Here is a 13,508-nt window from a genome sequence, read left to right on the forward strand (position 1 = left end):
TCTTCTTGTGCGTCGTGACGTATTGCGGATAGGAAGCTTTCTATTTTTTTTTCTTAGATGGATTAAAGAAAAGACTCTCTTGTGTTTGACTTTATACTGGAGATTTCCTTCTCTACTTATCTACGATTTGGCCGCTTTTTCTTATTCTCTCGTGTATAACCCCTATGTTAGATTGAACAGGAAAGCTTCTGAAAGTATTTTGCGTAGGGGAGAGGTTTATGGAGAAACACCCTGGCGTGCGCTAAGTAGAATATGTCAAGATTTTGGGATATCGTCGAAAGATTCTGTTTTGGACCTTGGATCAGGACTAGGTAAAGGTTGTTTTTGGTTTGCGCATGTCGTTGGGTGTAAGAGGGTTTGTGGTGTTGATCGGGAGAAAAAATTCCTTTCTTTTGCTAAAAAAGTCGGCCGGCTCATTTCTTTTGGGGTGTTTTGCTCTGGAAGGTTAAATTATGTTTTAGGAGATTTCACAGAGCTATCCTTTACGGACTATTCTTGCGTATACTTTTATGGCACATCTTTTTCGCCTAGGGTCATACGTAAGCTCATAAAATCTTTGGCTAGCCTGCCAAAGAACGCGAGTGTGATTTCTGTTAGTTATCCATTAACAGAGTTCCTTGAAGGAGAGGCTTTGTTTTTTGTAGAGAAGACTTCAAAAGTTTCTTTCCCTTGGGGAAGCGCAGAAGTATATAAGAATATCCGAAAATGATTACTGATAGATAGATCTAGTTGCTTCGTGCTCTGCCTGCAAGACTTGTAATAAGAAGTTTTCCATGTTTCGCCAATTTTCTTTAATTTCTTCAATGGTCCGTGTTTGCTCTTCTGTTTCCATTCGTAAGAGGTCTTTATACTGTTCATGAAGAGTTCTGTCTGCAGTAGATTTTAATTCGTAAATTTTGGAAGAGGTATCCATTAACTGAGACAATGAAGTTAAAGTTTTTCCGAAGCCTTCGAAAAAGGTTTTAGACTGGGTGTCGTTGAATTTAGCGGAAACATTTCTAAGGATGCTGAGAACTCCTTCTCCAGCACACTCTCCAATAAGAGGAGAAGAGGCGCCGAAAACTCCTAATGTAGCAGATCCTATTGAGAGCCACTTGTTGACTTTGGCTTGATACAAGAAACTATCAACCATTTTCTGGGCCTTTTCCATTAACCTCTTTCTAGATTCTATGCGTTCAAGAGAGTCATTGTGTCTGCTTTTTAACAAAAGTTTCATAATCTCCGCGCATAGAACAAGAATATCTAAACGTGTAACACGTAGTCCTGCAATAGGGGAGCATAGTGCTTCTGAATCTGCAAAATCTATGATGGATTTTGGAAGCACAGTTATATTGGTAGATTGGTTGATTGATTCTTCTAGATCTCCTTGGGACAAATTTTTAGCAGTCTTAATGTATTTTGGATTTTCCGTATGGCCGATTTTATTTTTTGAGACTTTTTTGTCAGAGGATGCAGGGTCTTCTTCTTGGTCTGATTGAGAATCGGAATGTTTTTGTTGTCTTTGTTGCTGATCTTGACGTTCTTTTCTGGAGTCTGTTGTGGAGTCTCTGGAAGCATACTTGTTTTCATCAAGAGATCTATGGAACAATTCCATTGGAGAACATGGTGCAGAATCTCTTTTAGCTGTCAGCACAGGAGAATCTTTCTGTTCTTGAGGTTTAATTTTTCCTTGATCTTTACAGTCTCTTGTTTCTTTAGAGAATGTTGTGAAAGAAAAAGTGGTTGGAGTCAGCGACATTTTGCCTGAAGGTTGGCCTGGGTTATTGTTTTCTTGATCTCCTGGAAGGAAAACAGTTAGAGAGCAGGGTTTATTCGCCAAGGGACCTTCTGGAGAAGGCTGTTGTAAAGTGCTTAAAGAGAGCGCAGCCTTACCTGTCGAACTTACTAATTGATCTTGTAAAGAAGACTCTCTTTGGTCTCTTTTGGAGTTGTTGTTGAATGGATTGTTGGATTTAAATGAGTCAGAAGAGGATTGGGAGCCTGAACTGCTAGAAAAATTAATACCAGCTTTTGCAGAAAGATTTTCTGCTGGGTTCCCGTAGGAATCGGAAAGCTTAGTGCTGTTGAGTGATTCAGAAAGAAAACCCACAGCTACAGCACAAGACTCGGTAACCCCACGAAGCAAAGCCATTTGATTATTAGAAGGAGAACTGATCTTAGAGGTTACAACACTCTGTTCCTCGTTGGAAGAGTTTTCTGCTGTTTCTTCAGCTTCAGCTGCTTGCTGCAAATCTGGGTTAAGAGGCGCCTCAGATGGTGCGCTAGAAAAACTAGGAGTGGGCGTGGACATAACAGCTCCAGGTAGGGTTTAAAAACTCTTTCCAAAAACAACTAACTTCTCATGAGACTGAGATGAGAAGCATTCAATTCTTGCTCTAGAGAGAGTATTCGAGATATAGCCTCGAACTGTTCTTGTATATTTTCAACTAGCTCCTCAACTGATTGGTAAGTATCATCTCTTTCCTGGTTTAATTGGTCAATGAGATTTTCAAGAGAAACCAGAGAGCCTTTTGCTGCTATAACCATAGATCGAGTCCACACAGCTCCAGAGCGTATTACCGCGGATGCAGACTCGAAAGCTGGAGCTACTCCAAGCATGAGTCCATTGACCATCGAAGACATTTCCAATTTATGATATTTCACAGTAATAAGAGATAGGATACTGTTGGCTGTGAGGATAGAAAAGTATGCCATTCTGGTGATTTTTCTTTTTTTCTCTTGGTTAGACCCGGGCAAGAGCCTTTCGAGTTTTTCCCAAGCATCCATAGAGTCCATCAAAGCCAAAGTAAGGGTAATGAGCCCAGAAAAAAGAGTTAGTGTAGCGAAAATGCTTTCTCCTGAAGAAATCGATAGAACAGATAATCCAATGGAGAGCCAGGGCATGATCCATTCGACTAAGGTAGCAAGAGTCCCCCATCGCTTAGCAGTATTTTCTTTGTCTAAATTATTCTTTAACTCCTTCATTCGTTGCTTATGAGTAAGCTCTAGCTCCTTCTGAGTAGCTTCTATATTATCCTTGTAGGTTCCGTAGGAAGCATAATCGCAAAGGATACCTTGTTTGGTTAGGAGATAACTCAGTGTAAAGACTCCTACAGAGGGTAAAGGGATCACGGGGACGACAACTTCAGGAGCTAAAGGTTTTTTGTTTTTATGATTCTTGTGTTTAAAGAATGCTGCGCGCTCTGAAGTTTTTTTTATTGTCGCGGACTTTCTTTTGATATTGCTTGAGTGTTCCTTTTCTTCTTGATGTTTTTCTTGTTGCTCTTGGTGGTTATCTTTGTCAAGATTTTGTCCTAGAGAGAGCCAAGGATTTTTATTTACTCTAGATTCTTTAGAAAAGAGATTTTCTTTTTGAGAAAGAGGATTTTTTTCTGGATTAAGAGTTTTTCTTATGGGTGTTTCAGGGAGATTTCGGGAACCCTTCTCAAAAGAAGAATGTTTTTGTAAAAGGCTAGGAGAGTCTGTTTCTAAAGCCTTTTGTGAACGATTCAAACCGAGATTTTTTTCAAGGTTGCAAGAAGACTGGTTTTCAGGAGATTCGTGTTCTGCCTTAGAGGTGTGCGAGTGAAGATCTTGAAATAATTTTTCGGATTCTTTCCTAGAGGGTTGAGAAAACAACTTCCACAATGTGGACTGAGAGTGAATTTCTCTTGGCAGAGATTGGGATTTTTCAGAAAATCCGAAGAAAAGAATAGCTTCTTTTTTAGAACAAACTTTGATAGCGAGTTCCTTTAGATTTGTTGTTGTTTCGGCTCGTTCTCTTATAATTTGTTTTGTTACTTTTTGCTCGAAAACGTTGAAAAGAGTTCTCGAGGAAGATGCTACAGTTTCGTTGGATTGTTGAGAAATCGAGTATGAGTTTGGCTTGGTTTCTACTCCAGGCTCGGTTGCGCTAGGGTAGTTCCTTTGGGTTAGATTGATTTCACAACTTTGCGATAACCACGAAGACATAGATCCTCCTATTAAAATTCATCGGAAAGGGATTCTGAAGAATGCTTAATAGCTAGAAGTTCTTCTCGTAGTTCTTTGTATTTTGGAGCAGTAGCTCGATCCCAGGCCATTTCTAAAGCTTTAGTAGCTTCTGGTTCTATATTAAGCAGCTTGTAACACAAGTGAGCGTAGTAATGAGGGTAGGGATCCTTATTTCTAAAGATAGCTGTGACGGCGTACGCGTGAATAGCTTTCTTAAAATTTTTTTCCATTTGTAGAGAGGCGCCTAAGGAAAACCAAAATTTAGAAATAAAAGGGTTAAAGAAAATTAACCATCTAAAGGCTGCAGTGCTAAGAGGATAGTTACCACTTAAGTATTCTTGGTAAGCTTCTTTGTAGATGAGTTCCAATTCTTCATTAGAGACATTGAAAATTTTTTGATATGTATCTAATCCCGTAGATGGATTAGGAAAAAAATCTTCAAGGTAATCTTCTAAGTTTTCTGGGAAAGGAAAGGCTTCTTTTGATTGCAGAGAGATCCTTTCCAGTAAAAGAGAAAGAGTATTCATTTTAAGGACGCAAGTTATAGATGAAAGTGTCCATTAGCTCCTTGAGAAGTTTCAAAACATTAGATCGGGCTTGGTGACATTGAGAAACTTCTTGAAGGAGTCTTTGCATATCTGTACGTTCGAGCTGCGTAATTTTTTCCATGTTTTCCTTACGCATTTGGATGTTCTCTCTGAACATTTTCTTTTCTTCTTCGGTCCATTTGTAATTGTTATTTGGAACGACTACACCCAATTGTTTGGCTTTATCCACTAAAGCGATCATTTCAGGATTTTTAGACCAATCTATGTCGCCTTTAGAAGCATTTACTTTGGACATAAGGAGAGTCAAAGATTCCACGTCATCCGTTCTAGCTTTTACTTTCAGATAAAGCTCATGGGCTTCTGCTTCTGCTTGTCCTAATATTCTGGCCATGAGTTTCATAAATCTTAGGAAGATATTCTCATTAGAGGAAGCTTCTGTTTCGGAAGAGGAATTGCCTATAGAAGTGGCGGTAATATTTGCATCAAAAGTTCTCTTAGATTTTTCGCTAAGGTTAGAAGCGAAGAACGCCATAGGAGAAGAGGACTTTTTTTGAAAGCTAGGAGAACGACTATCTTTTGATTGGGAAGAGTTTTTCTGATACTGGAACAGCAGGTGATTTATCTCTAACGTCTGGAAAGGACTATTAGATGTAGGTTTTTTTTCACTTTTTTCTATTTTAAGTTCCTCGGAATCTTCTTCTGAATTTTCTTCCGAATCTTTATTGGAATGTCTGTGTTGTTCTTGCTGTGAAGCGCCTTCTCTTTGATCCTTCGAAGATTGCGAAGATGACGCCTTAGTTGTTGGCTGTGAATCGTTTTGGTCGACAGTCTTTACTTCAGAAGGCGCGAGTTTTTCTGGTGAAGAATCTTTATTTGTTGATACAAGAGTTTTTGTGGTTTCAGGTTTCGCTGCTTTTTGAGAAGCTGGAGAGAATAAAGATGGAGAATCTTTCCCGGATGAAGGGGAATTTTTTTGTTCAGAAGTTCTGAGAACAACCTTTTCTTCAGGAGATGTAGTGTTTTTTTCTGGGTTCGATAGTTGGGAGCCTTTGCTTACCGGATTGTTGGGCAAAAGTAGAGGATTCTCTACGAAACCTTTAGAAAAGGCTGTTGGCTTGTTGCTGGTCTCTTCTTTCTTTGTATCAGGTTTTTGTAATTCCAGCAGAAGGTCTTTAACCTCTATTTCTAGGGAGACTGTTTCTGGAGATAGAAAAACAACGGCTTGTTCTAGAGGAGCTCGAGAAGGCGCAAACAGCTCTTTAGCATTTTCTAAGATGCTTTGAGAACAGATTGTCTGCATGGCTTGTAGAGAGCTTTCTAGAATATCGCTGGGGCATTCGCTAGAGAAAACCAGGGTTCCTACCTGCGTTTTTAGGGATCCTTCTTGAGTAAGGGAAGCATCTCCTTTAGGAGAAAGTGGCATATTATTAGAAGCCGTGGTCGAGGGAGCAGAGGTCTGGTTCATACGATTCTCCGAGGGGCCTGAGTGTTTAAGTCTCTCGCTGAAAAGGGACGTAACTTATATGATCTCAATAATTTTCGGCAAGGAGGATTGTTTTTTCTGTAACCCTTTATATTCTAATGTGTTTCGTGTTGACGGGCGTTCGTAAGCAATTGTAATAAAGAGGAGTAGAGGTTGGTGAGTTTTTTTAGTTTTAGAAAGAATTTTTTCTGATAGGCTTTTCGAAACAAAAAGTGTTTACAAATATCCTTTTCGGTATAGAATTGTTCCCTCAGCCCGGGTGGTGGAATTGGTAGACACGCCGGACTTAGGATCCGGTGCTTTCGGGCATGTAGGTTCAAGTCCTATCTCGGGCAGTCTTTTTTGTTTTTGTATCTCCTTGATTTCGTGTGAGTTGCTTCAGCTCGCCCCTTTGCGCTGGGTTGTTTTAGAGTCTTTTGTTGTGTGAAAAAATTTTTTTTGACTAGTAAAATGAAAGGTAGGAAAAAGAATTTTTTTGAGGATATTTATGAAGACCTGGCTAGCCTGTGCGTTACTTTTACTAAATATGGCTCCTTGTTTTGGTGACAATATTCAAGGGACTTCTTTTTCGTCTAAAGAAAATAAAGAGGGAGCTACTACTAGTTGCGAGACTGTTAGTCGTAAGGCGCAAAAAAAGAAAAAAGCAAAGAAAGCTCCTAAGAGTTCTTCCAACAATAACGGTAATCAGGACGCGGTTCCTTACAGTTTTTATTATCCTTACGACTACTCTTTCTACTATCCTGAGACAGATGGTGAGGACGAGGAAGAGGAAGAGGAGTGCCATGCTTCTTTTCAGGACGGGAACGTTTTTTACGAGTGCAATTAGCGATTCCTAAAAATTAACCGTTGTTTCTTGGGTGAAAAGCTTTGAACTTTTCTGTGAGGCTTTCTTTTGATATGTGAGTATAAACTTCTGTGGAGGATATGCAAGCATGTCCTAGCATTTCTTGGATAATTCGGAGATCAGCCTTATTATCGAGAAGATGTGTAGCGAAGGCGTGTCTAAGAGAGTGTGGAGAAATTTTTTTATCTATACCAGCAAGTTGTGCATAGGACTGTATATTTTTCCAGATAGTAGTTCTATTGAGCTTTTCTCCGCGCACAGAAAGGAACAAATGATCGTTGGTGATAGGAGGCTTTTTATGCAAAGAATCTCTGAAGTGAATAAGGTAGTCGTTGACAACTTGTAAAGCTTTTTTCCCTAGAGGCACCAGTCGGGATTTGGATCCTTTCCCTAGAACTCGGATAAACTCATCGTTGACATCTCCTAATTTAAGATTACAAAGTTCAGATACTCTTATTCCAGTGGAATACATAAGGTATAGGATGGCTTTATCGCGAGCAGAGCAGTAAGCATCCTTAAAGTTTTTAATAGACTTATAGGAAGGAGCTTCCAATAATATATCGACCTCATCTTTGCTGAGCACTGAAGGTAGTTTTCTCCAGATTTTGGGGTGCTCTATGACGGGGACTTGTTTTAAAAATTCAAACTCCTTTAAAAACTGAAAAAAGACCTTTAATGCAATAAGTCGTCGAGTAATGGATGTTTCAGCTTCGCCCCTTGAGTGGAGGAGATCTGAAAAGTCTGTAATGGTTTGTTGAGTAATATCTTTGCAAGATTGAATTTTGGAACTTTCTAAAAATAGAGAAATGTCCCTTAGATATGCAGACACTGTATTGGGAGAAAGCCCGCGATCTATTTTTAGAAAAGTCTCAAAAGATAGAAGAGTTTTGCAAAAGTTGTTCATATATGGATGGCAGGCAATGCAGTTTTAATTGCTCTCTCTGAGGTCTATAAGGGTAGTCAGGGTGTTTATGAAAGACAATGAAAATTTTTTGGCATCTAAATCTGTTTCGCTTCTTTATGAACTAGCAAAATCTCCCTTTAATCTGAACCACAAAGATGTGTTAACTTCCGATAGATTTCTTAAATATAGCATGTCGGCAGCAGGACTTCTTTATTGCTATGCTTTGGAAAGAGTAGATGATTCCATAGTAGGGAGCTTGCAAAATTTAGGAGAGGAAAGAAGGATCGTCTCTCTGATGCGCTCTATGCAGCAAGGCGAAGTTGTTAATGTAATAGAAGGTTTTCCAAGTGAAAATCGCTCTGCTCTACATACAGCGATGCGAGGATGGGTGTCTTCAGAGGTGTCTGAAGAGATACAATCTCCTGTAGCGAAAGAAATGATGACGCGAGCTAAACATGAATATGTTAAGCTGGAAGCTTTCTTAAATTCTATAGGTGATAGATTCTCCACCTTGGTTCAAGTTGGTATCGGAGGGTCTGAGTTGGGGCCTCATGCTTTATATCAGGCTCTTTGTCATCCCAATCAGCAACGCTTTGTTCGGTTTGTTTCTAACATTGATCCGGATGCTGTAACAGCAACGTTTTCTGATTTAGATTTGCAATCCACCCTGGTTGTGATTGTTTCAAAATCTGGAAGTACTTTAGAGACGGCTACTAATGAGATGTTTATCCGATCTTTATTTGAAAAGGCAAATTTAGATTCGAATAAGCATTTCATAGCTGTTACTAATGAAGGAAGTCCTATGGATAATCCCCAACGTTACCTAGAAGTTTTTTACATGTGGGATAGCGTAGGAGGGAGATATTCTGCGACATCTATGGTAGGAGGGGTCGCTTTATCGTTTGCTTTTGGGTTGCAAAGTTTTAAGGAGGTTTTGCTTGGGGCGGCGAGTATGGACTACAATGCTCTTTGTAGTGATTTGTCTAAAAATCTTCCCGCTATGTCAGCCCTTTTAGGTATATGGAATAGAAATTTTCTACGCTACCCTACGGTGGCGGTTATTCCCTATTCGGAAGCTTTACTACGGTTTCCTGCGCACTTGCAGCAATGTACAATGGAATCCAACGGCAAAGGAATTGATAAGTATGGGGATAGGGTAGCTTTTCAGACTTCTCCTGTGATATGGGGAGAAGCAGGAACAAATAGTCAGCATTCTTTCTTCCAAATGATTCATCAAGGCACAGAAGTTGTGCCTGTAGAATTTATAGGATTTCGTAGGAGTCGCTATGGAGAAGATTTCCATTTTAAAGGAACTTCTTCTCAACAAAAATTGTATTCAAACCTACTAGCACAAGCCTTGGCTCTCGCTAAGGGAGAGGATTCTGATAATCCTAACAAACGTTTTGAGGGAAATAGACCTTCTTCTCTGCTTGTAGCAGATGTTGTCGATGCTAAAACTTTGGGAGCTCTATTAGCTTTCTACGAGCATAAGATTGTTTTTCAGGGCTTTTGTTGGGGTATTAATTCTTTCGATCAGGAAGGTGTTTCTTTAGGAAAACGCCTAGCGGACAATTTTTTGGAAGCGATTACGGAGAGGGCGCCTGATGTACCATCAGAAGTGAAGTTGCTTTTAGATTTTTTCTATGATAAGCAGAATTCCTAATTTGTTTTGTTTCTCAAGTATCTGTGGATGACGTACTTTTTATAAGAGTTCGTTGTGATTCTTTCTTCGAGGACACACTGTCTTGACGTCTGTTAATAAAGCTTCGAGAGTTTTTCTTTCTACTGTTGTTCAGAGAGATATTTTTATCCTGGTAGTAATTCTTGATTTTGTTTGATTTCGTAGATATAGTTTCCTTTTTTTGGAGGCGTTATTATGGCGGGTGGATCTTTGGTGAAGGTTGCTGTCACTGGTGGGACAGGGCAAATAGCATACTCTTTTCTGTTTTCCTTAGTTAATGGGGATGTGTTTGGCAAGGATCAAGAGATTGATCTTAGGGTTTATGATGTTCCTGGAACAGAGAAGGTCCTTTCTGGCGTGCGTATGGAGCTTGATGATGGAGCGTACCCTTTGATGAGATCTTTGCGCGTTTGTACAGATTTAGAAGATGCATTTGATGGTATTGACGCGGCTTTTCTTATAGGAGCGGCGCCGAGGAATGCTTCCATGGAGAGATCCGATCTTTTGAAAATCAACGGAGGGATTTTTGCTTTGCAGGGCTCCGTGTTGAATGCTTGTGCTAATAAAAATGCCAAGATATTTGTTGTTGGAAATCCGGCAAACACGAACTGTTTGATAGCCATGAGAAATGCTCCATCTTTGAAGAGGAGGAATTTTCATGCCATGTTGCGTTTGGATCAAAATCGGATGCACGCTATGCTCAGTCACAGAGCAGGAGTTCCCATTCGTGACGTGGAAAGGGTTATTGTTTGGGGGAACCACTCCGCTAAGCAAGTTCCTGATTTTACCTTAGCTACAATCAAAGGTCGTGCAGCAGCTGAGTACATAGGGGATAGGGATTGGCTAGAGAATGTTATGATACCTTCGGTTCAAAGAAGGGGCACGGCTGTTATAGAGGCCAGGGGACGTTCCTCCGCAGCATCAGCAGCTAGAGCTTTGACTAATGCCGCGGCGGAAATTTTTCTACCGGTCGAAGGCAGATGGTTTTCATCTGGCGTTTGTTCTGATCATAATCCTTACGGCATAGAAGAGGATCTTATATTCGGTTTTCCTTGTCGAATGAAGGCTGATGGAGAATATGAGATTGTAGCCGGCCTTCAGATAGACCAATTTATTCAAGCGAAGTTACGCGTAGTTCAAGAAGAATTACTAGAAGAGAAAGCGAGCATAGCTTCTTTATAGAAGAATTTTTGTAGAGGTACTTATGGGCGAACCCTTCAATTTATTGTGCCAAATGGCATTCAGACAAACTTTCAATAAACAGAGGTTTAATCTTATTTTCTCTGGTTTATGTGGTTTTGGGATGCTCTTTACTCTGTTTTTGAAAGTTGGAGCAGAGTTTTCTACTGATGTTTCTGTTTTTATGTGGTCGTCAGGAGCATTTTTCTTAGCTTTCACTGTTTTGTTTGTCATAGGGGTTATTGTTCACCAGTTGTTAAAGAACGAGAATGTTGAAGAAGATCAGCTGCCAACTGTTTTGTCCGCGGTGAGAGCTGGATGGAAGGGGATATGGTTATCTTTGTTACTTTCTATGCCTTTCTTTGTAGCTGTTGTCGCTTTAGTAACAGCTGTAATGTTGACTTTGGTTCTTTGTTCTCTCCCTGTTGTGGGGAAGGTTTTTAGCGTGATTTTAGCTTTTGTGCCTTATGTATCGGCTTTGATGTGTACCTTATTGTTTGTGGGAGCTTTTTCCGCTTTGTTTTTCTGCTTACCTATTTTGAGTTTTTCTGATGGTTTTGATTATACAAAGATAGTTTCCGGTTTTCGGGGTTATATTGCCAGACAGTTGGGAGCTTTCTTCATAGCTCTTGCTCCTATAGTTGTTTCTGGATTTTTAGTTGTGAATTCCTACCTTCTTTCAAAGAATATTTTTATTTTTGCAGAAGTTGATAGCTGGACTTTTTTGTTGCAAACACTGGTGCTTGTTGTGCCTACAGCGCTTATTTTGACTCCTTCTCTAGCCTTTTTCTTCAGTTTTTCTTTTGCTTACTATGTGGACGCAGAGAAGAGAAATTCTTTATCTATGTAGGCGGTAGATTTCGCTAGGACAGCTTTTGCTAACATGTCGCCAACTAGCCCATGATAGAGGAGACCTTTAGAGCCGAAGCCTCCCACGAACCAGACTTTGTCTTTGATTTGTGCGGTTACAGGCTTCCTCGTTGGGCTAGATACCCTCACACCAGAAAAACAGTCGATAATTTGGGCTTCTTTAAGCTGGGGGAATAGGGGGAGTAAGGCTGGAAAGATTTCATTGTACGCGACTTCTTGATTAGGTTCGTCGTCTGCAAGGTTATGTTCAAATGTGGCGCCCAGCATGTAGGTTCCGTCGGTAGCATGGGAAACCATATATTTATGAGCGTTTATGCTGTATTTAGGAGTTTGGAAGCTTTTGGGTAGTTCTACTTTTAGGAGCTGTCCTTTGACTTTGTTTAAGGGAATATCTTTGGTCTCAGGAAGGACATCCCAGTTAGCTCCTGGAGCTATAACGATATGATCATAGAAATCTTCAATATCCGAGATATTTTCAATAATTTCATCATAGAACTGCGTGCCCAGATTAGAGCAAGCCATCCACAAGCCTTGCATATATTCTTCGTTATTGATGGTAATGCCATCCTTAATAAACAGAGCTCCACCATCATCGGGAATAACGATGCCGGGAATTTCTAATTCACAACGAGACTTTTCCCACCACTCTAATTCTTGAGGAAATTCTTCTACTCGTTTTTGAAAAAGTGTTAGTTGTTCTTCATCTGAAGCAGGTCTGACTATTCCTGAAGAGAGGACTACAGAATGCCCTAAAACTTTGCTTGTTTCTGTTATAAGATAGTGGGCGGAGACGAGAGCATCTGAGGCTCTGTAGGGTTTTAAGGCTTTGCGTCCAGTGAAAGCATGTAATAAACCGGAGGACATTCCTGAAGTTCCTTCTCCAATAGGGACTGGGTCGAACAGATCGATAGCTGCGGTTCCTTGAGAATGCAGAAGGAGATGCCAGGCCAGGGATAATCCAGCGTAACCAGCCCCTAGTATGGCGATATGCATAACGTCCTCATGTCTTTACTTCTTTTCCGATAAAACCAGAGGATACGGGAAGAACAAATTAAAAAACAGAGAAGAACTTCCTTAAAAGAAAGAAGTTTTTAAAAAATTTTTAAGAAGTAATGTTATTGCGAAAAAGTAAGGCTGCAGCGTCGTTGCTTAGAAGCTTCTCAGTGAAGGTGTGTTGGATTTTAGATAGTTCGGGTGAGTATACTTGGGGTTGGTAACGCAAAGCTTTGTAGGTTGCGGACAATGAAGGGAAGCCTAACTCTTTACAGGCTTGGTGGAAAGCACCCACTCTTTGGGAGTCCTCATCTAAGAAAATAATTTTTTTAAAAGATTTTTCTTTTAGGTGGTCTCTTAAGAAAAGAAGAATCTTTCGAAAATCTTCTGTATTGGTTTTATTGGCCAGAAATAACACGCCAGAAGAGATTCCGGAACTCAACTCGCCCTTGTCAAGGAAAGTGTCTGCGAAAGATGAAATCGATTTATTTTCTGACATGAACGCCGTTGGAGTCGGAGAAAAGTTAATAGAAACAGAATTTAACTGATCTTTTACTAAGGCTCTATCTTCCATGCATTTATCTGTGCAGCCGATGATTAATTTATTTTTTTCTAGAACTCTGGAGACCATGATCCTTGCAACCTCCTCTACGAGTTTAACAGAACCCTTCTTTTGGTATTCGACCCAGTAAGGGTAAGCAACAAGCCAAGCTTCTTCCTTAGATAGTCCTAGCTCCATAAAGCCTGAAACAGTAGCTTTAAACCAATCCTTATGGGAGAGAGCTTCTGCCCCTTGTAGTAAGGTATTATCTAGTCCTACAATCGTTATAGTAGAATCATCAGCAAAGAGTATTTCTTCTGCAATTTCATTTAAAAAATTAATAGAAATGAGACGATTGCCTTCTATTTCTTTAATGTAAGCGGAATTTTTTTCCGAGGGGACATTGCCAAAGCCTATTCCCATAAAAAGTGCTATTAAAGAAAACAGAGAACAAACCTTTTTTAAAATGCTCATGACTATGCCTCAGAGAAAT

General features: G+C 40.0%; 11 protein-coding genes, 1 tRNA gene and 1 pseudogene. 6 read left to right on the plus strand and 7 right to left on the minus strand.

What is annotated here, in order from left to right; all coding sequences use genetic code 11:
- The first annotated feature begins 7 nt into the window (after positions 1–7).
- Positions 8–709, plus strand: a complete 702-nt coding sequence (locus tag KJA58_RS00495; protein WP_246485703.1) for a class I SAM-dependent methyltransferase — start codon at positions 8–10, stop codon at positions 707–709.
- Here the strand turns inward: KJA58_RS00495 and KJA58_RS00500 are convergent, their stop codons facing one another.
- From KJA58_RS00500 to KJA58_RS05225, 4 genes and pseudogenes are all read right to left on the minus strand, one after another.
- Positions 710–2,290: a hypothetical protein gene (locus KJA58_RS00500; protein ID WP_213357526.1), complete on the minus strand. Its 1,581-nt coding sequence runs from the start codon at positions 2,288–2,290 to the stop codon at positions 710–712.
- Between the two features lie 41 nt (positions 2,291–2,331).
- Complete coding sequence (locus tag KJA58_RS00505; protein ID WP_213357527.1) at positions 2,332–3,951, minus strand: hypothetical protein; 1,620 nt, start codon at positions 3,949–3,951, stop codon at positions 2,332–2,334.
- Positions 3,952–3,962: 11 nt separating this feature from the next.
- Positions 3,963–4,499 (minus strand): SycD/LcrH family type III secretion system chaperone, encoded by a 537-nt coding sequence (locus KJA58_RS00510; RefSeq protein ID WP_213357528.1) that lies wholly within the window; start codon positions 4,497–4,499, stop codon positions 3,963–3,965.
- Position 4,500: 1 nt separating this feature from the next.
- Positions 4,501–4,941: pseudogene (locus tag KJA58_RS05225) on the minus strand (hypothetical protein); the annotation flags it as partial.
- Between the two features lie 1,315 nt (positions 4,942–6,256).
- Here KJA58_RS05225 and KJA58_RS00520 point away from each other — a divergent pair.
- Positions 6,257–6,338, plus strand: a tRNA-Leu gene (locus KJA58_RS00520).
- A 152-nt stretch (positions 6,339–6,490) separates the two neighbouring features.
- On the plus strand, positions 6,491–6,829 hold the full coding sequence (locus tag KJA58_RS00525; protein ID WP_213357530.1) for a hypothetical protein: 339 nt from the start codon (positions 6,491–6,493) through the stop codon (positions 6,827–6,829).
- A gap of 13 nt (positions 6,830–6,842) precedes the next feature.
- Here the strand turns inward: KJA58_RS00525 and xerD are convergent, their stop codons facing one another.
- Entirely contained in the window at positions 6,843–7,751 is a 909-nt protein-coding gene (xerD, locus tag KJA58_RS00530) for a site-specific tyrosine recombinase XerD (protein ID WP_213357531.1), read from the minus strand.
- A gap of 67 nt (positions 7,752–7,818) precedes the next feature.
- Between xerD and KJA58_RS00535 the strand changes: the two genes are divergently transcribed.
- The 3 genes from KJA58_RS00535 to KJA58_RS00545 all read left to right on the plus strand — a co-directional run bounded on the left by KJA58_RS00535 (position 7,819) and on the right by KJA58_RS00545 (position 11,461).
- Entirely contained in the window at positions 7,819–9,414 is a 1,596-nt protein-coding gene (locus KJA58_RS00535) for a glucose-6-phosphate isomerase (protein WP_213357532.1), read from the plus strand.
- A 213-nt stretch (positions 9,415–9,627) separates the two neighbouring features.
- Entirely contained in the window at positions 9,628–10,614 is a 987-nt protein-coding gene (locus KJA58_RS00540) for a malate dehydrogenase (RefSeq protein WP_213357533.1), read from the plus strand.
- Between the two features lie 22 nt (positions 10,615–10,636).
- The gene (locus tag KJA58_RS00545; RefSeq protein WP_213357534.1) at positions 10,637–11,461 is read left to right on the plus strand and encodes a hypothetical protein; all 825 of its coding nucleotides are present in this window, start codon (positions 10,637–10,639) and stop codon (positions 11,459–11,461) included.
- Here the strand turns inward: KJA58_RS00545 and KJA58_RS00550 are convergent.
- Together KJA58_RS00550 and KJA58_RS00555 are read right to left on the minus strand one after the other, a co-directional pair.
- Complete coding sequence (locus KJA58_RS00550; protein ID WP_213357535.1) at positions 11,422–12,474, minus strand: NAD(P)/FAD-dependent oxidoreductase; 1,053 nt, start codon at positions 12,472–12,474, stop codon at positions 11,422–11,424. The genes KJA58_RS00545 and KJA58_RS00550 overlap by 40 nt on opposite strands.
- 109 nt (positions 12,475–12,583) lie before the next feature.
- Positions 12,584–13,489 carry a DUF2608 domain-containing protein gene (locus KJA58_RS00555; protein ID WP_213357536.1) on the minus strand — a complete coding sequence of 302 codons (906 nt, stop codon included), beginning with the start codon at positions 13,487–13,489 and terminating at the stop codon, positions 12,584–12,586.
- Positions 13,490–13,508: the final 19 nt, after the last annotated feature.

The sequence above is a fragment of the Chlamydiifrater phoenicopteri genome (assembly GCF_902807005.1).
Classification (GTDB): domain Bacteria; phylum Chlamydiota; class Chlamydiia; order Chlamydiales; family Chlamydiaceae; genus Chlamydiifrater; species Chlamydiifrater phoenicopteri.

What these genes read in the sequence shown, in the direction of transcription:
- KJA58_RS00505 (WP_213357527.1), bottom strand. Translation starts at nt 3,951, where the DNA reads ATGTCTTCGTGGTTATCGCAAAGTTGTGAAATCAATCTAACCCAAAGG.
- KJA58_RS00525 (WP_213357530.1), top strand. Translation starts at nt 6,491, where the DNA reads ATGAAGACCTGGCTAGCCTGTGCGTTACTTTTACTAAATATGGCTCCT.
- KJA58_RS00510 (WP_213357528.1), bottom strand. Translation starts at nt 4,499, where the DNA reads ATGAATACTCTTTCTCTTTTACTGGAAAGGATCTCTCTGCAATCAAAA.
- xerD (WP_213357531.1), bottom strand. Translation starts at nt 7,751, where the DNA reads ATGAACAACTTTTGCAAAACTCTTCTATCTTTTGAGACTTTTCTAAAA.
- KJA58_RS00550 (WP_213357535.1), bottom strand. Translation starts at nt 12,474, where the DNA reads ATGCATATCGCCATACTAGGGGCTGGTTACGCTGGATTATCCCTGGCC.
- KJA58_RS00500 (WP_213357526.1), bottom strand. Translation starts at nt 2,290, where the DNA reads ATGTCCACGCCCACTCCTAGTTTTTCTAGCGCACCATCTGAGGCGCCT.
- KJA58_RS00540 (WP_213357533.1), top strand. Translation starts at nt 9,628, where the DNA reads ATGGCGGGTGGATCTTTGGTGAAGGTTGCTGTCACTGGTGGGACAGGG.
- KJA58_RS00535 (WP_213357532.1), top strand. Translation starts at nt 7,819, where the DNA reads ATGAAAGACAATGAAAATTTTTTGGCATCTAAATCTGTTTCGCTTCTT.
- KJA58_RS00545 (WP_213357534.1), top strand. Translation starts at nt 10,637, where the DNA reads ATGGGCGAACCCTTCAATTTATTGTGCCAAATGGCATTCAGACAAACT.
- KJA58_RS00555 (WP_213357536.1), bottom strand. Translation starts at nt 13,489, where the DNA reads ATGAGCATTTTAAAAAAGGTTTGTTCTCTGTTTTCTTTAATAGCACTT.